We start from the raw sequence: 24979 nt of genomic DNA on the forward strand, positions 1-24979 counted from the left end.
TTTTTTCTTTTACAAACATGAGGGACAACAATGCAACGTTATCCTATGACACCCGAAGGCAAAATTGCCCTAGAGAAAGAATTACAGCAACTTAAAAGTGTTGATCGTCCACGTATTACTGCAGCAATTGCTGAAGCGCGTGAACATGGGGATTTGAAAGAAAACGCTGAATACCACGCTGCTCGCGAGCAACAAGGTTTCTGTGAAGGCCGTATCCAAGATATCGAAGGTAAATTGGGTGCTTGCCAAGTGATTGATGTTAAATCACTTGAGCAAAATGGCCGTGTGGTTTTCGGTGTGACTGTGACCATTGAAAACTTGGATACTGAAGAACAAAAGACTTATAAAATCGTTGGTGATGACGAAGCAGATTTTAAAATCAACAAAATCTCTGTGAACTCTCCAATTGCGCGTGGTCTTTTGGGTAAAAATGAAGGCGACGATGTAAAAATCAACACACCACAAGGTGAAGTTGAGTACGAAGTTTCTAAAGTTGAATATCTTTAATTCACTAAGATAAGCAATTTTAAGCCCCTCTTTTGAGGGGTTTTTTATTGTTCTAGGTTTTTCGCTTAAGCCAATGCATCCTATCGAGTGACCAAAATGTACGTTCAGCAACAATAGTCAACTGAATACGTCATTGTTCAAATGGCTTATTTCATTAAAGTGTTATCTAAAACAAAAAGAGTCATAACACACGATGAAATTTGGACATGCAAGCCGAACGGCACAAGCTGCCGCTGCCATTCGCGCAAATCATTATTTATATGCGAACCAACCTGTTTTTTCCGACCCTTATGCCTTTCATTTCACCAGTCCAATTTCGCGTCGACTGCTTTCAAGTCGTGCATGTATAAAAGCGTTGAATAGCAAAATACCCAACCAAACATTTGGATTACTCACCGCACAGGTGGTGGCACGTTCACGCTATGCCGAAGATCAATTAGAAAAGGCAGTACAACAAGGAATTAAACAATATGTGCTGATTGGTGCAGGTTTAGATTCTTTTGTCCTCCGAATAGCGCAGAAATACTCAGATATTAAAATTTTTGAGGTTGATCACCCAGATACTCAAACATTAAAAATACGAAGTTTACAGAAACTCGGACATATTCCAGACCATGTTGAATTTGTTTCTATTGATTTTGAAAAAGAAAATTTAGCGCATGCCTTAAAGCGGAGTTCTTATGATACTGAGCAACCCGCGTTCTTTTCTTGGCTTGGAACGACGCATTATTTAAAACCAGAAACAACTATAAGCACCTTGCAAACCATTGCCGAATTTGCAGCCTCAGGTAGCGAATTGGTTTTAGATTATTCCATTCCCTATCAAGATTTAACTGGTATAGAGCGTGTCGGATCATTTGCTGTTTCCAAATTTACCTATTTTTTAAGTGAAGCCATTATTGGGACATTTCACAGTGATGAGTTACACCGTGCCGTGACAAAACTGGGTTATGTGGTCTTAGAAGATTTATCTGCACATGACATTACACAGCGTTATTTTGCAAATCGTAATGATGGAATACGACATACTCAAGCCACGCATTTGCTGCATTTAAAACGTGCTTAAGCATTTATCTGTAGTCGACATTTATAGTGAGTCAGCTAAAATAGTCACGCGAATCATTATTGCTATTAAACGTTATGTCTGAAAAATTGATTAATTCACCTGTCAATCATTGGTGTGAGTTTGAGTTCATCTCTAAAACAGTGAAGAACCCAAATATTCACATCAAAGGTAATTATTCATATTATTCTGCATATTGGGATCAGGGTTTTGAGCGTTGTGTGGTGCGTTATCTGCATGATAAACCTGCAACAGCTGAGAAGCCGATAGACCAATTACATATCGGTAATTTTGTCTGTTTTGGCGCAGAATGCGTGATTATGATGGGCGGTAACCAACTCCACCGCACTGACTGGATTTCAGCCTTTCCGTTTGATACACGGAGTTTTGTCCCTGCGGGCGACACCATCATTGGTGATGGCTGCTGGATCGGCTCACGTGCCATGATTATGCAAGGCGTTACACTCGGTGAAGGTGCTGTGGTGGCTACAGGCGCGGTGGTGACTAAAGATGTGCCGCCTTATGCAGTAGTAGGCGGAGTCCCTGCTAAAGTTATTAAATATCGCTTTCCTGATGAAGATATCAAAAAACTGCTTTCCCTTAAGCTCTATGACTTAGATGAAAAGCAGTTTTTAAAGATGCGGGAGCAATTGCAGACGGATGATGTGCAAGTATTATTAAATCACTTTAGAAATCAAAGTTAGATACCTCGCTTAATATAATTTTCCCAGTCCGAAGCAAATTCACTAGAATTTGTAAAATTATTAATAGAGAAGTTTTCCAAACCTTCTCTCAGGTAATGTTCTTTTGTATGTATATCCCGTGATTGATCCGCATTATGATAAGCCGAAATCACGGTATTTAATAATGGGTTAACAACATTAAACTCTCTGATTAAAATTAACTTGTACCACTCACTGTTTGTTATTTCATCATAACGACCACTCCATGTAGAAAGACCATGTTTGCGTGCAAATACATAGACATCTCCTCTTACATCATTGATTAATTTATCAGTGATTTTTTCTAAGAAGGTTTTAAAATTACTTTCTTTGATAGAGCCGATCAAAAATATTATTAAAATTAGATTCTTTGAATCACTTTCAGTTCGAAGTAAAGCATATCGGATTAATGCGCTTTATTAATTCCCGACTATTTAATTTAAAGTGCAATTGTAAATACATTAAACAATAATAAAGTTCTGTTAGCTCATCTACTGACTTTAGTTCTCCAATTTTAAATAGCTGTTCTTTTATTATAAGTTCAAAGTTTTCGCTATCTTTTGCATGCTTTAGTTCGATTGTGAAATCAACAAACTTATCTAAATATTCTTCACCCAATTTTTCATCATAACCATAGTTATGGCATATCACTTTCGAAAATTGAGTTTTATCCATGACAAGAACAAAAACAATTTTGGGGATATCAAAAAAATGTTTAATCCTTTCAATTAATCGTACGGCAAAATCAGGACGACATCGATCCAATTCATCAATAATAAAAACTAAAGGTTTATCTAATTTTCCAGCTAATACAGCAAGTTCTTTCTTAAAGTCATGAATTGTTTGTTTCTCAACTTGATGATTCTCTATTTTCTTTTCGATTTTCTCCTTAACTTTTGTAGCTATTTCCTCACTTGCTGTGTCATACAACGCTTTTCCTTCTTCATATATCTCTTTAAATGCTTCTCCAGCTCCACCCAAGTCAATCCAATGCATCCCCGCTTTAGCCGCAATCATTGGAATAACAGCCGCCAACGATATTAATACTGAAGCAGTCTTAGCATTAAAATCTTTAATTTCATCATCATCAATTTCTTCTGATTCTTTAAAAGTGTGACTTATTTCAGCGGCAATCGTTAAGAAAGGATCTTCCAAATAATCATTAGCAAATGCATCTAGGTAAATGACGTTATGCTCAGTATCCATTAAATGCTTCGCCCAATGACGGACAAACCACGTTTTACCCTCACCCCATCGTGCATCCAAAGCAAGAACAGCACCGCAGTTTAAGCGATCAACATAACTTGTAAGCTGCTCTCCTAAACGACGGCGATCCCAAAGATCACCTTCCCATGCAGTTTCAATATTCTCAAAATTATCTTTAGGCCAGTTTAATTGGTTATCTATCATTTCTATTTATATTCATAAAGTTAACTATGTATTGAGTATAGCAGTAGCGCTATAAATTAACATTTAACACATGAGCATCTCGTAACTTGTCATAGCCTTTTCTCCAAATTCATTCTATAAAGAACTCACAAAATAAAAAGATCACTACTTTTCAGGATGAATGATGACGAGAACCACTCAATTCTCAGGCATATTTATACTTGCCCTGCTGGCAGCAGTCGTCGCAACTTTTTGCGATGCGATTCATGTCTATACCCAGACGCTTAGTTATCCCAACCCATTATTTTTCCATCAGGCTTGGTGGGTATTCCCTGGCTTTTTTATTGCCTTTGCTTTCATGGCATATAGCTATATTCAACTTACACAACTACTTAAACACTATGTGATGACCCAGCTCAGTTGCCATCATGACGGCACTGCGCCCCTCGTCGAGAGCCTAATACTATTTGCCATAGTCTATATACTCAGCGGATTTGGTAATTTTCATCCCGAAGCACTTTGTTGGATTTTTTACCTGAGCTTTTTTATTCGCTGGCTATTTAGCTATGAGCGGACATGGTTACTGATTTTGGCCATTATACTTGCCATTGGTGGCATGTTCTTTGAAGGACTATTGGCTGAGTTTGCTTTAGTTAAATATCGCCATGAAGATATTTACAATGTGCCGTATTGGCTCGGTGGCGTATATATGCATGGCGCATTTGCCTTACGTGCAGGTATGCGTCGTTTTGTTTATCGTTAATTTTTTTAAATTTGGAAGATTTAGAAATAAAAAAAGACCACTCAATCGGAGTGGTCTTTTTTTTGAATATGGTGGCTATGACGAGACTTGAACTTGTGACCCCCGCATTATGAGTGCGGTGCTCTAACCAACTGAGCTACATAGCCTTAAACTGTGCGCGCATTATGGAGGGATATTTAAATATCGTCAAGCCCATAATGCGCGTATTTGATCAAAATTTGTTGAAGTGAACCGATAAGCCGGGTTCTGTCGAGGACGATCATTCCTCTAGGCGTACAATCACTCATACGCTCAAGCGACCTACCCGGATCCAGCATGGGCCATGCCTAAAGGATCCCTATTTGGTCTTGCTTCCAGTGGGGTTTACCATGCCATGAACTGTTACCAGTCATGCGGTGCGCTCTTACCGCACCCTTTCACCCTTACCTCCGATTTTGATTGCTCAAAACCATAATGAAGGCGGTCTGCTCTCTGCTGCACTTTCCGTCGGCTCACACCGCCCAGGCGTTACCTGGCACCTTGCCCTATGAAGCCCGGACTTTCCTCCCCTGCTTTAGTCACGGAGACCTATACACAGCAGCGATCGTCTGGTTCACTTCGGGGCGCATTCTAACAAATCTGACAACTAATTGCTTGATGTTTTTTGAGCAATTAGTTTTTCGTACTTCTGTTGAAGCTGTTCCTGAGTTTCAGGATGTGCCGGATCCAATGGAATACAGTCCACCGGACAGAACAACTGACACTGCGGTTTATCGTGATGCCCAACGCATTCCGTACATAAATCAGGGTTAATCTCATAAATGAGTTCCCCCATGAAAATCGCCTCATTGGGGCATACAGGTTCACAGACATCGCAGTTGATGCATTCATCAGTGATATATAAAGACACTCTACCAACCTTGCTGTTGTTTACGCTTAAAGGCTTCCACAACAGCTTGTGGTACAAACTGAGTGACATCACCATTTAAACGTGCAATTTCACGCACGAGCGTAGATGAAATAAACGAATATTGCTCTGATGGGGTTAAGAACACGGCTTCAAATTTACTGTCCAAACGGCGATTCATATTTGCCAATTGAAATTCATATTCAAAATCTGAAACTGCACGTAAACCACGTAACACGGCTGTTGCTTTTTGCTCGTTAAAGAAGTTGACCAACAGCCCATCAAAACCTACAAACTCAACATTTGACAAATGACTTAAAGACTCTTGCGCTAGTGCAACACGTTCTTCCAGACTAAACACAGGGTTTTTGTGATGTCCAATTGCAATTGCCACGACAACTTCGTCAAACATGCGTGATGCACGTGTCACTAAGTCGATATGACCATTAGTAATTGGATCGAATGTGCCCGGATAAATTACACGAGTTTTAGACATCCAGTTGTACTCTGTTATTTTGTAGACGGGTATTTTAACAAAATCTTGATTTATAGGTGAAGTCAGCTTGTAAATTTAAAAACTTCATCTTATTCAAAGTTCGGGTACAATAGTGCTAAGTTTGGAAGTTTTTGATTATGACGAAAGCAGTAGTTAAAAAAAATAGTAGCAGTACGATTGCCCTAAATAAGCGTGCGCGTCACGATTATTTCATTGAAGAAAAATTTGAAGCGGGTCTTTCATTACAAGGCTGGGAAGTCAAATCAATGCGTGCGGGTCGAATGACTATCGTAGAGAGCTATATTACGTTTAAAAATGGTGAAGCATTTTTATTCGGCGCTCAAGTGCAACCTTTACTGAGTGCTTCGACACATGTAGTGCCTGAAGCAACACGTACTCGTAAATTATTACTGAACCGCCGTGAAATTGAAAAACTACAAGGTGCAATTAACCAAAAAGGTTATTCATGTGTGCCTTTGGCATGTTACTGGAAAGGTCCTCATGCCAAACTTGAAATTGCCTTAGTAAAAGGTAAACAGCTTCACGACAAGCGTGCAACGGAAAAAGACCGTGATTGGCAGCGCGATAAAGCCCGTATTTTTCATAAATAAGTTCAATAAAAAAACCTCCATCTTGGAGGTTTTTTTATTTTTAAATTGCAGATTTAGCAGAATTTCAACCCACCAAAACAGTTGGTCCGAACTTCCTGATTCCCCAAGACCTGATTTTTTAAAGTTAAATTGGCCGCACCTGCATTACTGAGGTTAATTGAACCTACATTTTTATAAATTGGCAGACCAAATGCTGCACCAACAGCAGAACCTAAGGGAATATAAATTGGTTCATTGGTTAAAATTTGCGATACTTTTTGTGCAACTTGAGGCAAGACGCCTGAGATATCCACTTCAGATGTTGGATTTAATTTGCCAATATTGATCGGGTCTTTAAATGACATCCACCAACCTGTACGTGCAATATCATCGGCATTGGCATCTGGCCAACTGATATCTTGAGATTGAAGCGATAAATAACCGGCTGTGCCATTTAATGGAATGTTATGAATCATATTTAAGGCTTGCTCAAAGGTAATGTTCATTTTCAAACCATCAATTGATGAGCCAGAATCCATAAAGAACTGCGCCCCTTCTACCCATAACAAATTACGGTCAAGTTTGACCTGCAAACTACCACTATCACGGTTGAGTTGAATCGATGGCACTGTCGCACTGATATTTTTGGCAACGGCTTGAGTTTGTCGTTTTCCATTAATAGTAATTTCAGGGACGGTAAATGGCACATTCATTGAAGGAATTTTTAAACCCTTACTATTTTCGGGTTGGCTAACAAAGCTACGATCATTGTTCCAAATCGTATTAATCACCAAGTTACCGGATAAAGTCTCACTGCTGCTATCACCAAAAATCGCTGCTTGGGTCTTTGCTATCCCTGTAGTCGGTGCAATTTTCATATAACCGCTCAGTGACTTAATCCCATCTGTCGGCGCACCCGTATTTTGAATACCAGTGGTCAATAAACCTGTAATTGATTCAGCACTAACACGGAAGCCTTTAACTTCGCGTAAAGCGGCTTGTTTTGGGTTTTTAATTGCAAATTCAATAAACGGATTTTTCAGTTCGGCACTGGTTGACGCTCGATCACCATTAAAGACGGGATTACCGTTGGCATCGGTCGACGTTGCATTACCACTCAACGCTAGATGACGAATATCAATATCACAGCCATTTGACCCATTTACCCCACCACAGCCGAGTTGCAAACTTTTGACATTGACGTTCAGATCCATGACGGCATCTAAACTGAGTTTGTAGAAACCAATATTTTCATCGACCATTTGTTGGTTGACCAAAATAGGATCGGTATAGGACATATTCATCAATGCAGCACCATTGATGGCAGACAATTCTTCATCTGCTAATCCCACCAATCCTTCTGCTGCAAAAACAACGTCAGAAACACATAAGGTCAATGCCATTGCGACTATTGTTTTTTTCACGATTATTTAATCCTTTTTAATATTCGTCACTCATCCCGAGTGAAATTTATGAGAAGATTAAATCAATAGCGTTGGCGTAAATGAATGGCAATTTGTGACACGCATCACAACTCAATTATACAAAATGCCAATTTTCACGAATTTTAGGCCAATAAAAACCCCAGTAACATTTCCATCACTAGGGTTTTCAAAGATTTATAAATGATAGTTCAAACGATTTATTTACAAATTAATTAACTTTATTTAACAACAGTCCCAGATATTCACCAAACCAAATAGCGGTTTCTAAATCACCCGCAGGTGGCGTGACTTCAACAGGCGCATTATCCGATTGTGTCATTAAACCTAAAAAGCTCGACATCCGATTTAAATCTGTTGTGCTTCGTCCAGTTGGCATCAATGGAAGACCGCTCCACAGCATGCCGTGCTGCATGGCGAATAAATTGATTTGCTGCAATACTGCCAATTTATCTCCACTTAAGCCGCCACCATTGGTAAAACCAGCGGCTAACTTGCCTTGCCATGTCCGTGCTAACCAGCGTTTAGATGATTGCTCCATGAATAATTTCATTGCCGCACTCATACTGCCCATATAGGTTGGGCATCCAAAAACGATGGCATCTGCACTGTCCAATTCATCCCAATCCACATGCTCTACATTCATGAGATGGACTTTTACACCGGCTTTTTCTGCACCTTGTACAATGAAATTCGCCACTTTGGCAGTGTGCCCATAGGGACTGTGGTAAACAACAGCAAGAGATTTAGCAGTCAAAGACATAACATTTAAAAGTCGATAGATTCAGTCAAGTTTAGCATTTTCAAAGCATAAAGACGAATGTTGCCATACGTCCTGTTTTCGCTTCGCGGCGATAAGAAAAATATTCTTCAGCTTGCAAAAAGGTACATTGGTCGCCACCTGTTACGGCTTTAACCCCATGTAATGCAAGAATATAACGCGCTATCGCATAAAGATCAGCATAATATTTGCCTTCCCTTACACCAGCTTTAAATGCACTTTCAAGTTCTGGGTATTTGGAACAAAAGGCAGCTTTGACTTCTGCACCAATTTCAAAACTCTCTTGGCAAATAGCTGCCCCCAACCAAGCCCATGTTGGCTGAGTGTGCATGGCTGCAATGGTGTTTTCCACAATACCGTTGGCCAAGCCCTTCCAACCTGCATGCAGATTGGCAACTTCAGTCCCATCAGCATTACCCAAAACCACGGGTAAGCAGTCTGCGGTCATCATCATCAGGGCATGATGTTTAGACTGCGTGACCATACCATCGCCTTCGGGTGCAACAAAGTTGATCTGTTCATCAATGCGATGGCATAGCGTACTGTGGGTTTGGTTCATCCAGCTGATTTTATTCACGCCATATTCAGCAAAGTCTTTGAGCAATTGCATCCGGTGCTTTTGCACACGCGCTGCATCATCTCCCACATGCAATGCCAGATTAAATCCTGCCAGTTCAGGTTGTTCAGCGGGTTGCGTCTGATCATGATGAACTCGAGTTTGTCCCACAAAAACACCCTGTGGAAGTCCCTGAACAAATTGCATGTTGCCGTCCTTTTCTATCTATGGCGTGTAAAAGGTTAAAACTTAATACGCTTTGTTTTCGCTACGTAAAACTTCAACCAATTGGTTAAAGTCTTCAGGCCATGGTGCTTCAAACATCATGTCTTCACCTGTACGTGGATGAACGAGACCCAATTTAACCGCATGTAAAGCCTGACGTTTAAAGCCACGTAAAGTGTCATCTAATAACACCGACGCGCCTGCAGGCATACGTACACGTGGTACATACACTTGATCGCCCACAAGACCATGACCGATATAAGTAAAATGCACACGAATTTGATGGGTACGACCCGTTTCTAGACGTGCTTGAACGCGGGTAAAGTTTTGGAAACGTTCTTTCACATTATAGTGAGTCACCGCATCTTTACCGCCCGGCAATACAGCCATTTTAATGCGATCAACAGGATGACGTTTAATTGGTTCATCGACTGTACCGCCAGCAATAATGTTGCCATATACGATCAAATCGTAAATACGGTAAACCGATTTCTTCGCCAATTGCTTACTTAAAGAAAATTGGGATTCGAGGTTTTTCGCAACAACCAACAGACCTGAAGTGTCTTTATCGATACGATGCACCAAACCTGCACGGGTCAACTCTGAAGATTTTGGGTAATGATGCAAAATTGCATTTACCAATGTGCCTGTACTGTTTCCAGCGCCCGGATGAACAACCATACCGACAGGTTTATTAATCACCATAATATCGTCATCTTCATAGACAATATTGAGTGGAATATCTTCAGGTAAGCTACGTGTTTGTGCTTCTAACTCGACGTCTAAAGTCAGTAACTCTGTGCCTTCGCATTTGTACTTTGGTTTCACAGTGTTACCATTGACCAACAAATGGCCCTCTTTGAGCCACTGTTTTAGCTTTTCACGAGAAAAATCAGTCCAAACCAGTGCTGAAACCTGATCAATACGTTGTCCTAAATAGCTTTCATCCAATTGAAATTGCAACGATAAACGTGTTGCAGTTGAGTCTGAAGTATGGTTATCTGCATCCTCAGAATCTTCAAGTAAATTGAAATCAGTTTCAGGGAAATTAGAATTGGAAGATTGTGCTTGACTCATTTGCTCATTCAGACAAAAGTGGTTTAATAGTTCAATTGTAGCTCATTGCCCGTATTAACAGAGGAATTTTTATGTCGCTACCAAAATATAAAATGACAATGCTTGCTCTAACAATAGGCATTGCATCGGCAATGGTAGGCTGTAGCAGTAATCCAAAGAAAGAAGTGGTCGACACAGGTCCACAATCAAGCGAACAGATTTATATCGAAAAAGCACAAAAAGCGCTTGAACGTAACCAATATACAGATGCTGCAAAACACCTTGAAGCTCTAGAGACCTACTACCCTACAGGTAACTATGCGCAGCAAGCACAACTTGAACTATTGTATGTAAAGTTTCAGCAAAAAGACTATGAAGGTGCGATTGCACTTGCAGACCGTTTTATTCGTATGAACCCGCAGCATCCGCAAGTTGATTATGCGTACTACGTGCGTGGTGTTTCAAACATGGAGCAAAACTACAATGGTTTGCTTCGCTATACTTCTTTAAAGCAATCGCATCGTGATGTGAGCTATCTCAAAGTGGCTTATCAAAACTTTGTCGACTTTATCCGTCGCTACCCATCGAGTGAATATGCAGTCGATGCCGCACAACGTATGAAGTTCATCAGTCAAGAATTGGCTGAAAGCGAAATGAATGCGGCGCGTTTTAATGTAAAACGTAAAGCATGGCTAGCTGCTGTTGAACGTTCACTTTGGGTGATCGAACATTATCCTCAAGCACCACAAGTTCCAGAAGCTCTAGCGACTGTAGCCTATGGTTATGACAAACTTGGTGATAAAACCACGTCTCAACAATACATTGACGTGCTTAAACTGAACTATCCAAAACTTGTGAAGTCAGACGGTACGGTCAATATGCGTGCTGCACGTAGTGAAGGCAGCTTCCTTAACCGTGCAACCTTAGGTATTTTCGGTAAAGAAGCACAAACGATGTCTGAGCAAACCTCTGCAGACGCGGTTGAAACTGATGAAGAAAAACGCAGTTTAACCAATCGTTTAAGCTTTGGCTTATTGGATCGTCCTCATAGCGAAAAAACTGAGTCGTCAGAATCAGCTGAATAATATAGTCGCAACGAAGGTCGATTTTTCACAAAGGGCAAGTTAGAATACTTGCCCTTTTATCTTTTCAGGATCTACAGATTCGGTTAGATTAATAGGTATACAATAGTTCGATGGACGATGCTGTACTGCATCCCGACTGAACTTACAGCATTGCTGATTTCAATATATTTCACGAACTGCCCAAATTCAATAGATAGACAGATAAAACAGCATGGCCATTCCTCAACATACAATTGATCAAATTTTAGATCGCACCGATATTGTCGATGTGATTGGTCAATTTGTGAAATTGAAAAAGACTGGACGCACCTACTCCGGATGCTGCCCATTCCATCAGGAAAAATCGCCATCTTTCCATGTCTATCGTGATAAACAATATTTTCACTGCTTTGGTTGTCAGGCCAATGGTAATGCCATCCGTTTTTTAATGGATATTGGTAGCCGTAACTTCATAGAAGTGATGAAGGATTTATCAAGCCAAACAGGTATTGAACTACCGAAAGACAATAACGATTCCAATAAACTCAAATATAAACGCGAATCTAAACCAAAACCTGTACAAAAACCTGCAATCGAAGCAAAAGCTCTGCCGCCCAAAACAGGCGAAACCGATACAAATTCTGCTGCAGTAAATTTCGAACACGACCCATTTGCTGAGTTTCAAAATAACGAAGACGCCTTTTATGGGAACGATCCGTTTGCTCACTTTGACCAAGTTGCCAATGGTTTTGAAGATGTGCCGCAAGACGGAAACTTATATGACTTGCTGGAAAATGTCGCACAGTTTTATGAGCAACAACTTCCGCTCAGTCCAATTGGGCAAGCTTATTTTAAACAACGGGGTCTTAGTGCAGACACCATCGCCTATTGGCGCTTAGGCTATGCCCCCGAAGATTGGCAACATCTGGAAAAAGCCTTTCCACAAGATATCCAAGGACTCAAACTTCTCGGTTTGATTCGAACCAGTGACAGTGGTCGTGACTTTGACCTACTGCGCGAGCGGGTGATTTTCCCGATTCGAGATGCGAAAGGTCGTGTGGTCGGTTTTGGTGGTCGTGCCTTAAATGATGAAATCAAACCGAAATACATCAACTCTCCAGACTCTGAAGTTTTCCATAAAAACCAGTTACTTTATGGTTTATACGAAGGCCGTAAACAAAAAGCCCAAGATTGGTTAATGGTCGAAGGCTACATGGATGTTATTGCCCTACAGCAATATGGCATTCATGGCGCTGTAGCGACTTTAGGGACTGCCAGTAATACTGAACATTTAAACATTTTATTTAAGCAAAATAGCCGCATTACCATTGCATTTGATGGTGATGCCGCAGGTCAAAAAGCAGCTCGTCGTACGCTCGAAATTGCCCTTCCATTACTGAATGATGGACGTGAACTTAAATTTTTTGTTTTGCCGAATGACCACGACCCAGATTCATTGATCCGCCGTGAAGGTATTGAAAATTTTCGACGGTTACTGCACACCTCACCGCTTCTTTCTGAATTTGTTTTTGCACATTTAACGCAAAATCATGATGTCAGTTCACCTGAAGGTAAAAGTCAGGTGATGGGTGAACTCAGACAGCTCACTGAACTGTTGCCGAAAGGTGGTTCATATCGTTATTTGCTACAACAATATTTCCGTGAAAAATTAGGGTTTAGCCGAAAGTGGCAGCCTCAAGTCAATAATGATGCATCATTGAGCTTTAGTACAAAAATTGATGCTGAAGAATATGTGATTGCGATTTTGATCAATCATCCTTATCTTTACATTCATTTTGAGCCTTTACGCGCTTTAGTTTCACAAGATTTATTGCTTTATCATGTTTTAAATATTTTCAATGTGATTTTTGATGAATTGCCTGATGATCCAGAGTTATCAACCTATTATGTACTCGGTGCTTGTGCAGCACATCATCATGAATTACAACATATTTTAGAGCATGCCAATATCAGCGATTATACGTCATCACCTGAACAAGCAGATAAACTTGCGGCAGATTTATCGACAAAATTGCAATATCAATTCTTACAACTCAAGATCAAGTCGAATAAGTTTTCTAGCCTTGCTGAAATGCGTAATTTAAAACAACGTATTTATGATATTGATAAAAAAAGATCGCTCACCCTCCTTGAAGATTAATTTTTAACTTCAAGTTCAAACTGTGAATGACCGTTATTCAATGAATAGCTTTATTTATTTCTTTGGTTTACGGCGATTTTCAGCCACATTAACTAAATTTTGTTCTAACATTTCAAAATAAGCAGGATCTTCCGCCATCGCAGCATTGCGCAGCACGATAGAGGTTGAATGCAACAGCTTTTGGGTTAAACGATGCGACATTTCTTGCATAATCTTCGCAGCATCTTCGCCCTTTTGTAGACGATTCAGGGCTAAAGCCAGTTCTTCTTGACGCAATGACTCACCATGTTCACGGTATGCATGAATTGTCGAGCCAGCCAAATTCACTTTTTGCTGTGTGATTAAATCTGTCGCAAGCTGATTGACCATGACTTCGGCTTCAACTGCCGCCTGACGACGCTGAGCCAAATTTTCTTCAATGACAGTTTGCAGGTCATCGACACCATATAAATAAACGCCATCTAGACTTTCAACTTTGGCTTCAATATCTCGTGGTACAGCCAAATCAACCAATAGCATTTGTTTATAACGACGTTTTTTCAGTGCTGCTTTGACATCCGCAAAATAAATCACTTGATGCAAGCTTCCGGTACAACTTGAAATTACATCTGCACGATGTAAATTGTCTGCCAAATCTGCAAAATCAATAATTTCAACTTCTACACGATGAGCAATCTCTTGCGATAAAGCTTCGGCACGGGCACGTGTACGGTTACAGATAATAATTCTGCCCACACCCATTTCGGCCAAATGCTTTGCAACCAAGCTATTCATTTCACCAGCAGCAACAATCATCACCGTCAATTTTTCAGGCTGACTAAAGACCTGTAAAGCGAGCTGAGCAACAGCATAGCCCATCGACACCGCATGACTTCCAACGGCTGTTTCAGAACGCACACGTTTTGCCGCATAAAAGGCATATTCAAAAATACGGTTTAAATTTGGGGAAACGGTTTCGGCATCTTTGGCTAAGGACAAAGCCGTTTTGACTTGACCTAAAATTTGAGGCTCACCAAGCATGAGCGAATCCAAGCCGCTAGCCACACGCATGAGGTGTGTCACCGCTTGTGCATTTTCATAACGATACACATGATTTGACAATTGCTTTACATCGATACCATTTGATTGGGCGAGCCAATTCAATACCACGTCTGCATTTTCAGACATCGCATAGACTTCGGTACGATTACATGTAGACACCACCACCATGTCATTGAGTTCAGGCGTATGGCTTTGCTGTTCAAGCAGTGCAGTTAACTTTTCAGGGTTAAATGCAACCTGTTCACGCAGCTCTACAGAAGCGGTTTGATGGTTGACACCCAATGCAAAGAAAGACATATCAGATCATCATTTCGCTAAATTTATGCTATTGTGCATTATCGGCGTCATAAAAAGCATTACTTGGATCAAGAAAAATTGCGTCTAACAAATAGCCGACTGAACGGCCAGACAATAAAGCAGTATTCTACCACATTCTTACTTGTTGGTAGCATGGCTTCTACTGTCCCAATTCGGGCCGTGGGAGAAGTTTACCATGCAAATTCAGGATATGATGCAATTAAACAAAGTATGATTGCAGAATTTGCCTTAGCTTATAACGACATTCCAACCGCGCTTCATAATTACACCGTGCTTGCAATCAAAAGTAAATCCACCATGGTCAAACAGCGTGCTTTAAACGTTGCTATCGAGCAAAATGATTTACAAGCAGCCTTAGATATTGCTACACATTGGGTTGTGCAAGAACCTGAAGATGTACCAGCATTATTTTATTTATCACATATTGCTTTGAAAGCCCATGAATATGAGCTTGCCGCCGAAACACTTGATAAAATTTTAACCATTGACCCAAATGCAGATTTAGAACAAATTTTGGCGGGTATTTCCCCTGAATCAGAGGAAGATCGCGCTTATCTGATTCAAGCACTGACCGCTAGCAAGGAAAAAACCAACCCTTCTATTTTGGTCTTAGTCGCAGGTTTACAAGCTCAAAATGGTGCCTTTGCTGATGCCTTAGACACCATTAATTTAGCACTGAAAAAACGCCCGAAAGTGACTGGCTATATCTTAATGAAAGCCAATTTACTTATGTCGTTAGGTGATGAAGAAGAAACCTTAAAATGGTTCGAAAAATCCAGCCGTAAACACCGCAACAATATGGAAGTTCGCTTAGCAGAAGCAAAATATTTAATTAAAATCAATCAGTCAGAATTAGGTCTAGAAAAACTCGAAGATATACTAAAGAAGTGGCCATCTGCTGAAGAACCGCTATTTATGGCAGGTCTGACCAGTATTGACTTAGAGCTTTATGAAAAAGCCGAAAAGTATTTGGTGGAGTTACGTTATTCGAGCAAATACCAAAATGAAGCGTATTACTATCTCGCAGTAAATGCTGAACGCAAACAGCATTATGAAACGGCAAAAGCCTATTATCGCCTTGTTGATGGCAGTCTTTATACAGTTTCACGGCGCAATATGATCAGCATTTTTAGCCAGCAAAATAAGCTGCATGATGCACTGCGCTTTTTAACCCAAGAGCGGGTTAATTATCCTCAACATGCCAGTTTTTTATATCTTGCTCAGGCAGATATTTTAAAACGCATGAACAATAAAAAAGCAGCAGTTCGTTTACTTGATGAAGCGGTAAAAAACTTACCTGAAGATCCAGAGCTCATTTATGCCGAAGTTCTACTGCTCGACGCCCATCAAGATAAAGATAGACTCGACCAATTACTAAAACAATTACTTGAAATTGAACCCAATAGCCCGACCTATTTAAATGCATATGCCTATACTTTGGCGGTACAAAATAGACGCTTAGATGAAGCCCGAAAATATGTCGAACATGCCTTGGAATATGCTCCTGAGCAAGCCTCAATTTTAGATACATTCGGTTATATTTGTTATTTGCAAAATGATTTTAGTACCTCTGCATCTGTTTTGGCCAAAGCGTATGAACTGAGTAATAGTTTAAAAATTGGCATTCGCTACGCACGATCAGTCTTCATGCAAGGTGATATGAATAAATTTGACGCGTTGTTACAACAACTCCAACAAAAACATCCGAATGATCCGCAATTAGAGCAACTACATTCGTTATTGTTACCCCAACCCCTGAAAAAGAGTTAGAAAGAGTTTATGCAAGTATCTTCAAAATTTGGGGTATCTGCCCTGACCTGCTGCGCTTTATTTTTTACCGGTTGTCAGCAATATGTTAAAACACCCGCTCAACCTAGCCCTGAAGAAGTCGCTGCAAATCAATTCAACTTACAAGGTAAGATTGGTGTGCGCACGCCACAACAGTCAGGAAGTGCTTTTTTTACTTGGGTTCAAGACCGCAATGAATATGATATCGAACTGAGTGGCATATTAGGTGTTGGAAAAACTCAAATCAGCGGTAAACCCGGTCAAGTTCAGTTAAACAGTGCAAAAACCGGTTTAATTGAAGCAGAAACACCTGAAGAATTACTGGAACGTGCTACTGGTTGGCAAGCTCCCATTACCCACCTCGTCGACTGGGTACAGGCGCGCCCTGCAACCACACAAGCAAAAATTCAACGCGATACTGCACAGCGCCCACAACAGATTATTGAAGATGGTTGGACGGTTGACCTAAGCTATAACGAGACTGCGACGGTACCGAACAAGTTAATTTTAAAACAAGCACTTGAATCCGGTCAGGAAAACCGTATTACAATGGTGATTCAAAATCGTTAATTTGCCTAAAAGCTGAGCTATGACTTCTGTGATTCGTGTACCTTCTCCTGCAAAACTCAATTTGTTTTTGCACATTACTGGCCGACGTCCGAATGGATATCACGAATTGCAGACGATTTTTCAACTCATCGATTTATCTGATTGGATGGAATTTCACCCACTTGCAAATTCTGCTGATGAAAATTTTATTCAAATTGAGGGCTTAAACAGCGTCAATCTAGAGCAAAATTTAATTTATCGTGCTGCTCAAATACTCAAACCGTTTGCTAAAGCACTAACTGCACAAAAAATCTACATTGAAAAAAATATTCCGATGGGTGCAGGGCTCGGTGGTGGTTCATCCAATGCAGCAACAACCCTTATTGTGCTCAATCAACTGTGGAAATGTGGTCTAAATACTGAACAACTAGCAGAACTCGGCTTACAACTTGGGGCAGATGTTCCCGTGTTTGTACATGGTCTAAATGCATGGGCTGAAGGCATCGGTGAACACTTAACATTCATAGATTTAGCTCAAAAACAGTACATTGTGCTGAAACCTGACTGTTTTATCAGCACTCAACTGCTTTTTTCACAAAAAACGTTGACAAGAGACTCAAAGCCCACTAAATTTTGCGGCTATCAGGAAACGCCATCTGATTTTGGAAATAACTTTGAGCCTGTGGCACGAAGCTTATATCCCGAAGTCGATGAAGCAATGCAGTACTTAGATCAGTTCGGTGCCGCAAAGCTTACAGGTACAGGTGCTTGTGTATTTACTGAAGTAACTGAAAATATGAATATTGATGACATATTGAAAAATGCACCATGTAAATCTTACTTGGTTCGCAGTTTACAAGAATCACCATTACGTCATTTTGAAGTTTGATATAGGGGCGTCGCCAAGTGGTAAGGCACCGGGTTTTGATCTCGGCATCCGTTGGTTCGAATCCAGCCGCCCCTGCCATCATTTTTCACCTGTAGATGTAATTGCTGTAAAGTATTAGGGGCGTCGCCAAGTGGTAAGGCACCGGGTTTTGATCTCGGCATCCGTTGGTTCGAATCCAGCCGCCCCTGCCATTTACTTTATTCGCTATTTCATCAATTTAGGGGCGTCGCCAAGTGGTAAGGCACCGGGTTTTGATCTCGGCATCCGTTGGTTCGAATCCAGCCGCCCCTGCCATTTACTTCAAAAAAGACAGAGCATAATTTGCAGTATCTTTGTTGTTTCAACTTGACAAAATACCGCAAAAATATTAAAGTTCTGCCGCATTAGGGGCGTCGCCAAGTGGTAAGGCACCGGGTTTTGATCTCGGCATCCGTTGGTTCGAATCCAGCCGCCCCTGCCATCTAATTCCCTAATTTGCCAACCGCCAAGGGTGCTTCATGCCCAATCTTGTCGTTTTTAGTGGATCTGCACATCCACAATTCGCCCAAAAAGTCGTTAGCCACCTTCACATCCCTCTAGGTGCTGCATCTGTAGGTCAATTTTCTGACGGTGAAATCGCTGTCGAAATTACTGAAAATGTTCGTGGTAAAGACGTATTCATCGTACAACCAACTTGTGCCCCAACTAACGATAACCTTATGGAAATCTTAGTTATGGCTGATGCTTTGCGTCGTGCAAGTGCTGGTCGTATCACTGCTGTCATTCCTTACTTTGGTTATGCTCGTCAAGATCGTCGTCCACGTTCAAGCCGTGTGCCAATTACAGCAAAAGTTGTTGCAGATATGCTCACAACTGTTGGTATTGACCGCGTTGTCATGATCGACCTTCATGCTGACCAAATCCAAGGTTTCTTCGATATTCCTGTAGACAACATCTACGGTACTCCTGCGCTTTTAGCAGATCTTCGTCAACAGTCACACGACAACTTAATGGTTGTTTCTCCTGACGTTGGTGGTGTAGTACGTGCGCGTGCTGTTGCTAAGCAAATGGGTGATATCGATCTTGCGATCATCGACAAACGCCGTCAAAAAGCGAATGAATCTCAAGTAATGCACTTGATCGGTGACGTTAAAGGCCGTGACTGTGTCATTGTTGATGATATGGTGGATACAGCAGGTACATTGTGTAAAGCTGCTGACGCACTAAAAACTTTTGGTGCTCGCAAAGTTGTTGCTTACGCAACTCACCCTGTACTTTCTGGTAAAGCTTTAGAAAACTTGAAAAACTCTGTGATTGACGAATTGGTTGTAACAGACACTATTCCGCTTTCAGAAGAAGCTCAAGCTCTTGGTAAGATTCGCCAAGTTTCAGTTGCAAGTATGGTTGCTGAAACAATTCGTCGTATTAATAACGAAGAATCTATTAGCGCAATGTTCGATTCTTATCTATAATATAGCGCTAAATTTAAAAGCCCTGCCTTTTGGTGGGGCTTTCTATCACTAGACTGGTCGAAGGTCTAGTCAATTAAACTTAAATAGGAATGTCTATCATGGCAAACTTCGTATTAAATGCAGTAGCACGTGAAGAAGCAGTACAAGGGAAAGGTTCGAGCCGCCGCCTTCGTCTTCAAAATAAAGTACCAGCAATCATCTACGGTGGTGCAGCTGAACCTGTAGCAGTTACTTTGGAACTTCGCGAACTTGTTAAAGCTTTAGAAAACAACGCATTCTTTGAAGAAGTTGTTGAAATCAACATCGACGGTAAAGCTGAAAGCGTTAAAATCCAAGCTTTACAACGTCACCCAGCTAAAAACACTCCTATGCACGCTGACTTCAAACGCGCATAAGTGTTAAATGGTGTAAATGAGTGAGTAAACTTTCACTGATTGTTGGTTTGGGTAACCCAGGTTCTGAGTATGCCCAAACCCGCCATAATGCAGGCTTCTGGTTTGTAGAACGCCTTGCAGAACAATATGGCATCCAACTCAAAGCTGATCCTAAATATAAAGGCATCAGTGGTCGTGGTAATATCGAAGGTCAAGACGTTCGTCTGCTGTTACCTACAACCTTTATGAACCTCTCTGGTCAAAGTGTTGTTCCCTTCGCCAAATTCTATCAAATTGCTCCTGAAGCAATGCTTATCGCACACGATGAACTTGATATGAACCCTGGTGTCATTCGCCTGAAAACTGGCGGTGGTCATGGTGGTCATAATGGTTTACGCGATATCGTCCCGCATATTGGTCCAAATTTCCATCGTTTACGTATTGGTATTGGTCATCCAGGTTCTAAAGAACGTGTCTCAGGCCATGTCTTAGGTAAAGCACCAAGTAGTGAACAAGGCTTAATGGATGATGCTATTGCACATGCCTTATCACGTACTAAATTGTTGGTAAGTGGTGAGATTCAGCAAGCCATGAACCAGATCAATGCTTACAAATAGAACTGACAATTCCACAAATTGTTGAACAATACTTATTGCCATCTGAATAATTTCAGAGCAAAATGCGCTTGCATTTGACTGCTCACCCAGCATTCAAGAGATTGTTCCACCATAAGATACGATCTTAGGTCTACCAAGGAGACGCTAGCCATGCTATCTCGTTTATTAAAAGCTAAAATCCACCGTTGCGTCGTTACACAAGCAGAATTACATTATGAAGGTTCTTGTGCAATTGACGGTATTCTTCTAGATTTAGCCGGTATCCGTGAATATGAAGAAATTCATATGTGGAACGTGACTAATGGTAAGCGTTTTACCACTTACGCCATTCGTGGTGAAGAAGGTTCTGGCATTATCTCTGTAAATGGCGGTGCTGCTCACCAAGCAGATATTGGCGACTTGATGATTATCGCAACTTTTGGCGATTTCACAGAAGCTGAAGCAAATGCACATAAGCCACGTTTAGTCTACGCGAACCCAAACAACACTGTGAACCACACAGCGAACTGTATTCCAGTTCAAGTTGCATAAGTTAAAGCATTTAAAGATTCTAAAAAGCCCGCAATTTTGCGGGCTTTTTTATGGCTGAACTATGCATTATTGATTACGAAAATTCAGTATTAGACGCATATCACTACATACAACTCAACAGCTCAACTTATCTCCCCTGCTCTCGGGCCCTTCCACCATGCTTGGTTTTGTTTACAATCAAAGGGCTGTAAATGCTCTCCGACCAAACCCACCAACAAAGGCTGACCATTTTCTACCTTTAGCTCTGCATATTGCGCATCGCGATAGCACGGTTCCAAGCCTTCAGCAAATAAAAAGCTGCTCGCAGCGGGATATAAACCCTCAAATCTATTGTCAGGATTTTTGAGCACCAGTTTTGTGGAAGAGCTTGGATACTGCGCTAACAACTCTGGGTTGAAACTGGTTCGAATCACTCTACGCTGTGCATCAAACTGCACATAACTCACAATACTTTTTTGATCGACAAAATAGTCACGGTGTAAATTTTCAGCATCGTTCACTTTGGCAGCCTGCCCATTGGCAGATTGCTCTTTTGATGGCTGACCACCAAAATAGAGCTGATAATTCAAGGCCATATAATCACCTTGAATCAAAGAGCGTGGATCGACAGGCTGCAGCTTTACATAAATACTCTGACTGTTTGCCAGATGCCATTCATGACGTGCAATCATCAGCACAAATAAAAGAATACTGAGTACAGCCAAACCAATAGGAAGCATTTTTTTATTGAGTATGTTCATCACACATCTCCCCCTTGTTTATGCTGTATCGCAGATAACATCTTGGTGATACCAAGCAACAATAGACCAGAAATCAAAATCGTTAAACTTTTCAATAAAAAACTCAGACCCAAATTGTAATACAGCATCCATAAGCTAAAAATGATCAACACGATGCAAAGGGCTTTAACCAAAGATTGCTGATAGACCTGCGCCCATGCCAATAAAACCAATAACAAGAAAATTTCAAAATAGCCCATCGCAATCAGCACAAGGCCCAATAGCAGTAACAGCCATTTTTCGCGCCCCGTCTGTTTTTGCTGATTTGCGATGTAAAGGCCAAGCCAAACCACAGGCAGCAGGTAACCGACAAACAGGTCAAGAACACCATTTTGGGTCTGTTCAAACTGTAGAACGTTATTTGACAAGGTCTGCAACACCACACCCGCCAATACGATGCATAACATCCATAACACAATGCTTTTTCGATACATCGAGTGCAACCAAGCTGTTGCACTCCCGAGCAAGAAAATCAGTAGAATATAATGCAATCCAATCACAGCTAAGATGACATGTTCATTGCTCATAAAAAGATCGGCATCAAATAGTGTGGCCACTGCAAGGCCGTATCCTGCAATGAGTTGAATAAAAAAAATAAACCAATGCATTCGACTAAACAAACAGAGCAATATAACGCCAATTTGCAACACTAAAATAAACGAAATGCTATTGGTTAAGCTCTCTGTATGAATGAAGACCGCAGATTGGCCACATACCCATAAGCAGTAAGCAAATTGGCGACTAAAGATACTTTTAGCTCGTCGAATCAACCACCAAGCCACAGCCACAAAAACTAAGCCCATGACGATTGAAAACGCCTTCCAATAGGTCAGCAATAAGCTCGATAAAATAATGCCTGCGAACCATGCCCCAATCGCTAAAGGAATAACCGCAAATTTAGTCTGTGGCAGAAATTTCATCAGTGCCCAACTGATCACCGCAAACCAAGCAAATATCAGCAAGGCAAAAACCAACAATCCTGCACTCGAGTCAGATAAAATATGTTCTGCCCATTGGAAAATCAAAATACTGAAACTCGCGGCAAGACCCGCGGCTTGTAAACTGGTTTCTAATGCACGCTGTTGTCGATAAAAATAGATAATCAGATAAATTGGAAGCAACAAGGCAAAAATTAAATATTGCCATTGATACTGATCTGCCCCATTTCCGCAGTATAAAAACATGCAATACATCGAGATTAGTGTAATGAATGCTATAAATACAAAGCGCAGCGCAGCATAATATTTCAAACAAAACGTCACACATATTACCGTCAATATATTCATGCAGAGTAAATACCACCATGAATGATCAACGATTAAATAGCTTTGTTTAAAATATAAAAATAATGCCAATTGACTGATCAAACACAGTAGCGTAAAGACTCCGATATTCGGTCGATATAACCAAGGTAAAAGCAGCAAAGCCCACACCAAAAACAACAGATAACTGTCTGCACCTGTTTGATAGACCTGCCCAATCACAGCCAAACACAATCCAAGCAACAAACCGCTTAAAGTATCTAAACTTTGCTGAATCCAAGCATGCCTTGCAAAATATACACTCGTCACAGCACTAAGTACCAACAGCAACATTGGAATTGCCAATTGAATAAATTTGGGTAACATCAACCAGTTTGCCGCGATCAAATACACGAAACTGGCAGCTATCAGTGCAACACCGATTACTTGCAGATACCGAATAACCTGTACAGCTTGGAACAAATCTGTTGAAAACTCTTGATCTAACTGTGAATGATGCAGCTTTATATTCTGCTGCTGAGAATGCTGAGGAAGCGTCATTTTTTATCATTATGCAATCATGGTTGATTTATCGGCACGATAGCATGCTTTGACACACTTTATATAAATGCTTACAAATCCAATCTTATAACATTACTTATCTAAAATTTTGCAAAGGATTCTAAGCAATAATCCCCCATCAGCACTCAAACAGGTCTATACTCAAGACACATCGCTTCAGGGCGGGGTGAAATTCCCCACCGGTGGTAAATTTGCTGGGTTGAAAGCCCTGCAAAAAGCCCACGAGCCAATCGTTTAAACGTGATTCGCAGATCAGGTGCAATACCTGAGCCGACGGTATAGTCCGGATGAAAGAAGACGACGTCACATCTCTATATCATTGATCATTTTCAATATATATCGTAACGCCACTATTTCACATGTCCTGAAATGTTCAACCGTATCTAAAATTTACGCGAGCGTTTCAATGTCTAGTTTAATTCAACCCGAAATTTTCTTTTCTGCCCTTCCACCTGCAGAACAGCGCATGCTGCAAGCCTTAGAAGACATTCGTCAAGGCAAGCCTGTTTTAGTCATGGACGATTTTGACCGTGAAAATGAAGCCGACCTGATTGTTGCTGCAGAAACACTCACTGTAGAAACCATGGCACGTATGATTCGTGACGGTTCAGGAATTGTCTGCCTGTGTTTAACCGATGCTCAAGCCAATCATTTAGAACTTCCACCCATGGTGTCTGATAACTCTAGCCATTTTAAAACTGCCTTTACTGTCACCATTGAAGCTGCGGAAGGTGTTACTACTGGCGTTTCAGCAAAAGACCGAACAACTACAGTCAAAGCCGCAATTAAAGATGGTGCTGTGGCTAGTGACTTAAACCGTCCGGGTCATGTTTTTCCTTTACGTGCGCGTGAAGGCGGCGTATTGACCCGTCGTGGACATACTGAAGGGACTATTGATTTGGCACGTCTGGCCGGTTTAAAACCTGCAGGTGTTTTGTGTGAATTAACCAACCCAGACGGCACAATGGCGAATGGCGTACAAGTTTTAGCGTATGCACAAACCCATCATTTGACTGTACTCACCATTGAAGAAATTGTGCAATATCGTTTACAGCACAATCTCTAGTGCGAATTAATTAAAGCTCTACACATTCATAAAAAGGCTGATTGAATCAGCC

The 24979-nt window shown here is 41.0% G+C and carries 26 protein-coding genes, 5 tRNA genes, 1 other RNA gene and 1 riboswitch; of the genes, 19 read left to right on the top strand and 13 right to left on the bottom strand.

The window, feature by feature from the left end; all coding sequences use genetic code 11:
• Positions 1-30: 30 nt before the first annotated feature.
• From greA to FTT85_RS05920, 3 genes are all read left to right on the top strand, one after another.
• On the top strand, positions 31-507 hold the full coding sequence (greA, locus tag FTT85_RS05910; RefSeq protein WP_078191345.1) for a transcription elongation factor GreA: 477 nt from the start codon (positions 31-33) through the stop codon (positions 505-507).
• A gap of 193 nt (positions 508-700) precedes the next feature.
• Positions 701-1573 carry a class I SAM-dependent methyltransferase gene (locus FTT85_RS05915; RefSeq protein WP_180183100.1) on the top strand — a complete coding sequence of 291 codons (873 nt, stop codon included), beginning with the start codon at positions 701-703 and terminating at the stop codon, positions 1571-1573.
• Positions 1574-1647: 74 nt separating this feature from the next.
• Positions 1648-2274, top strand: a complete 627-nt coding sequence (locus FTT85_RS05920; protein ID WP_180183101.1) for a CatB-related O-acetyltransferase — start codon at positions 1648-1650, stop codon at positions 2272-2274.
• On the opposite strand, the gene FTT85_RS18670 is transcribed toward FTT85_RS05920, so the two are convergent.
• Together FTT85_RS18670 and FTT85_RS05925 are read right to left on the bottom strand one after the other, a co-directional pair.
• On the bottom strand, positions 2271-2639 hold the full coding sequence (locus FTT85_RS18670; RefSeq protein WP_257232092.1) for a hypothetical protein: 369 nt from the start codon (positions 2637-2639) through the stop codon (positions 2271-2273). The genes FTT85_RS05920 and FTT85_RS18670 overlap by 4 nt on opposite strands.
• Before the next feature lie 34 nt (positions 2640-2673).
• Positions 2674-3702 carry a KAP family NTPase gene (locus FTT85_RS05925; protein ID WP_257232093.1) on the bottom strand — a complete coding sequence of 343 codons (1029 nt, stop codon included), beginning with the start codon at positions 3700-3702 and terminating at the stop codon, positions 2674-2676.
• A 163-nt stretch (positions 3703-3865) separates the two neighbouring features.
• Between FTT85_RS05925 and FTT85_RS05930 the strand changes: the two genes are divergently transcribed.
• Complete coding sequence (locus tag FTT85_RS05930; RefSeq protein WP_180183102.1) at positions 3866-4444, top strand: hypothetical protein; 579 nt, start codon at positions 3866-3868, stop codon at positions 4442-4444.
• Positions 4445-4513: 69 nt separating this feature from the next.
• Here FTT85_RS05930 and FTT85_RS05935 read toward each other — a convergent pair.
• The 4 genes from FTT85_RS05935 to coaD form a co-directional block, all read right to left on the bottom strand.
• A tRNA-Met gene (locus FTT85_RS05935) sits at positions 4514-4590 on the bottom strand.
• A gap of 73 nt (positions 4591-4663) precedes the next feature.
• Positions 4664-5043: RNase P RNA component class A (gene rnpB / locus FTT85_RS05940), an RNA gene on the bottom strand.
• A 26-nt stretch (positions 5044-5069) separates the two neighbouring features.
• Positions 5070-5333 (bottom strand): YfhL family 4Fe-4S dicluster ferredoxin, encoded by a 264-nt coding sequence (locus FTT85_RS05945; protein ID WP_180076745.1) that lies wholly within the window; start codon positions 5331-5333, stop codon positions 5070-5072.
• Between the two features lies 1 nt (position 5334).
• Positions 5335-5826, bottom strand: coding sequence for a pantetheine-phosphate adenylyltransferase (gene coaD / locus FTT85_RS05950; RefSeq protein WP_078191350.1), 492 nt, complete (start codon positions 5824-5826; stop codon positions 5335-5337).
• Between the two features lie 137 nt (positions 5827-5963).
• Here coaD and smpB point away from each other — a divergent pair, with 137 nt between their 5' ends.
• Positions 5964-6437 (top strand): SsrA-binding protein SmpB, encoded by a 474-nt coding sequence (gene smpB / locus FTT85_RS05955; RefSeq protein WP_078191351.1) that lies wholly within the window; start codon positions 5964-5966, stop codon positions 6435-6437.
• A 53-nt stretch (positions 6438-6490) separates the two neighbouring features.
• Here smpB and FTT85_RS05960 read toward each other — a convergent pair whose 3' ends face one another.
• The 4 genes from FTT85_RS05960 to rluD all read right to left on the bottom strand — a co-directional run bounded on the left by FTT85_RS05960 (position 6491) and on the right by rluD (position 10497).
• Positions 6491-7840, bottom strand: coding sequence for a hypothetical protein (locus FTT85_RS05960; protein ID WP_249708367.1), 1350 nt, complete (start codon positions 7838-7840; stop codon positions 6491-6493).
• A gap of 229 nt (positions 7841-8069) precedes the next feature.
• On the bottom strand, positions 8070-8621 hold the full coding sequence (locus FTT85_RS05965; RefSeq protein ID WP_078192171.1) for a flavodoxin family protein: 552 nt from the start codon (positions 8619-8621) through the stop codon (positions 8070-8072).
• A 40-nt stretch (positions 8622-8661) separates the two neighbouring features.
• Entirely contained in the window at positions 8662-9402 is a 741-nt protein-coding gene (gene pgeF / locus FTT85_RS05970; RefSeq protein WP_180183103.1) for a peptidoglycan editing factor PgeF, read from the bottom strand.
• A gap of 42 nt (positions 9403-9444) precedes the next feature.
• A complete protein-coding gene (gene rluD, locus FTT85_RS05975; RefSeq protein ID WP_078192173.1) occupies positions 9445-10497 on the bottom strand; it encodes a 23S rRNA pseudouridine(1911/1915/1917) synthase RluD in 1053 nt (350 codons plus the stop codon).
• 71 nt (positions 10498-10568) lie between these two features.
• Here rluD and FTT85_RS05980 point away from each other — a divergent pair, with 71 nt between their 5' ends.
• Complete coding sequence (locus FTT85_RS05980; protein WP_180113748.1) at positions 10569-11561, top strand: outer membrane protein assembly factor BamD; 993 nt, start codon at positions 10569-10571, stop codon at positions 11559-11561.
• 211 nt (positions 11562-11772) lie between these two features.
• The gene (locus FTT85_RS05985) at positions 11773-13701 is read left to right on the top strand and encodes a DNA primase (RefSeq protein WP_180183104.1); all 1929 of its coding nucleotides are present in this window, start codon (positions 11773-11775) and stop codon (positions 13699-13701) included.
• A gap of 54 nt (positions 13702-13755) precedes the next feature.
• Here the strand turns inward: FTT85_RS05985 and hemA are convergent, their stop codons facing one another.
• The gene (gene hemA, locus FTT85_RS05990) at positions 13756-15039 is read right to left on the bottom strand and encodes a glutamyl-tRNA reductase (RefSeq protein WP_180183105.1); all 1284 of its coding nucleotides are present in this window, start codon (positions 15037-15039) and stop codon (positions 13756-13758) included.
• 78 nt (positions 15040-15117) lie between these two features.
• On the opposite strand from hemA, the gene FTT85_RS05995 reads away from it, so the two are divergent.
• The 11 genes from FTT85_RS05995 (at position 15118) to panD (ending at position 21259) form a co-directional block, all read left to right on the top strand.
• Complete coding sequence (locus FTT85_RS05995) at positions 15118-16830, top strand: hypothetical protein (RefSeq protein ID WP_180183106.1); 1713 nt, start codon at positions 15118-15120, stop codon at positions 16828-16830.
• 9 nt (positions 16831-16839) lie between these two features.
• The gene (gene lolB, locus FTT85_RS06000; protein ID WP_078191359.1) at positions 16840-17418 is read left to right on the top strand and encodes a lipoprotein insertase outer membrane protein LolB; all 579 of its coding nucleotides are present in this window, start codon (positions 16840-16842) and stop codon (positions 17416-17418) included.
• Between the two features lie 28 nt (positions 17419-17446).
• Positions 17447-18286, top strand: a complete 840-nt coding sequence (gene ispE, locus FTT85_RS06005; protein ID WP_180183127.1) for a 4-(cytidine 5'-diphospho)-2-C-methyl-D-erythritol kinase — start codon at positions 17447-17449, stop codon at positions 18284-18286.
• A 3-nt stretch (positions 18287-18289) separates the two neighbouring features.
• Positions 18290-18364: transfer RNA gene (locus FTT85_RS06010), tRNA-Gln, on the top strand.
• A gap of 38 nt (positions 18365-18402) precedes the next feature.
• Positions 18403-18477, top strand: a tRNA-Gln gene (locus FTT85_RS06015).
• 28 nt (positions 18478-18505) lie between these two features.
• Positions 18506-18580 (top strand) — tRNA-Gln (locus FTT85_RS06020).
• Positions 18581-18671: 91 nt separating this feature from the next.
• Positions 18672-18746: transfer RNA gene (locus FTT85_RS06025), tRNA-Gln, on the top strand.
• Positions 18747-18783: 37 nt separating this feature from the next.
• On the top strand, positions 18784-19737 hold the full coding sequence (locus FTT85_RS06030; protein ID WP_078191360.1) for a ribose-phosphate pyrophosphokinase: 954 nt from the start codon (positions 18784-18786) through the stop codon (positions 19735-19737).
• A 98-nt stretch (positions 19738-19835) separates the two neighbouring features.
• A complete protein-coding gene (gene rplY, locus FTT85_RS06035; RefSeq protein ID WP_078192179.1) occupies positions 19836-20132 on the top strand; it encodes a 50S ribosomal protein L25 in 297 nt (98 codons plus the stop codon).
• Positions 20133-20152: 20 nt separating this feature from the next.
• A complete protein-coding gene (gene pth / locus FTT85_RS06040) occupies positions 20153-20728 on the top strand; it encodes an aminoacyl-tRNA hydrolase (protein ID WP_168378106.1) in 576 nt (191 codons plus the stop codon).
• A 150-nt stretch (positions 20729-20878) separates the two neighbouring features.
• Entirely contained in the window at positions 20879-21259 is a 381-nt protein-coding gene (panD, locus tag FTT85_RS06045; RefSeq protein ID WP_078192181.1) for an aspartate 1-decarboxylase, read from the top strand.
• A 122-nt stretch (positions 21260-21381) separates the two neighbouring features.
• Here panD and FTT85_RS06050 read toward each other — a convergent pair whose 3' ends face one another.
• Positions 21382-21999: a GDYXXLXY domain-containing protein gene (locus FTT85_RS06050; RefSeq protein ID WP_180183107.1), complete on the bottom strand. Its 618-nt coding sequence runs from the start codon at positions 21997-21999 to the stop codon at positions 21382-21384.
• Positions 21999-23840: a DUF2157 domain-containing protein gene (locus FTT85_RS06055; RefSeq protein WP_180183108.1), complete on the bottom strand. Its 1842-nt coding sequence runs from the start codon at positions 23838-23840 to the stop codon at positions 21999-22001. The genes FTT85_RS06050 and FTT85_RS06055 overlap by 1 nt, the downstream gene beginning before the upstream one ends.
• 170 nt (positions 23841-24010) lie before the next feature.
• Positions 24011-24164: riboswitch (FMN riboswitch) on the top strand.
• A 103-nt stretch (positions 24165-24267) separates the two neighbouring features.
• On the opposite strand from FTT85_RS06055, the gene ribB reads away from it, so the two are divergent.
• Positions 24268-24927, top strand: coding sequence for a 3,4-dihydroxy-2-butanone-4-phosphate synthase (ribB, locus tag FTT85_RS06060; protein ID WP_078191365.1), 660 nt, complete (start codon positions 24268-24270; stop codon positions 24925-24927).
• The last annotated feature ends 52 nt before the right edge of the window (positions 24928-24979 follow it).

Source organism: Acinetobacter sp. YH01020, assembly GCF_013420275.1.
Taxonomy (GTDB): Bacteria; Pseudomonadota; Gammaproteobacteria; order Pseudomonadales; family Moraxellaceae; genus Acinetobacter; species Acinetobacter amyesii.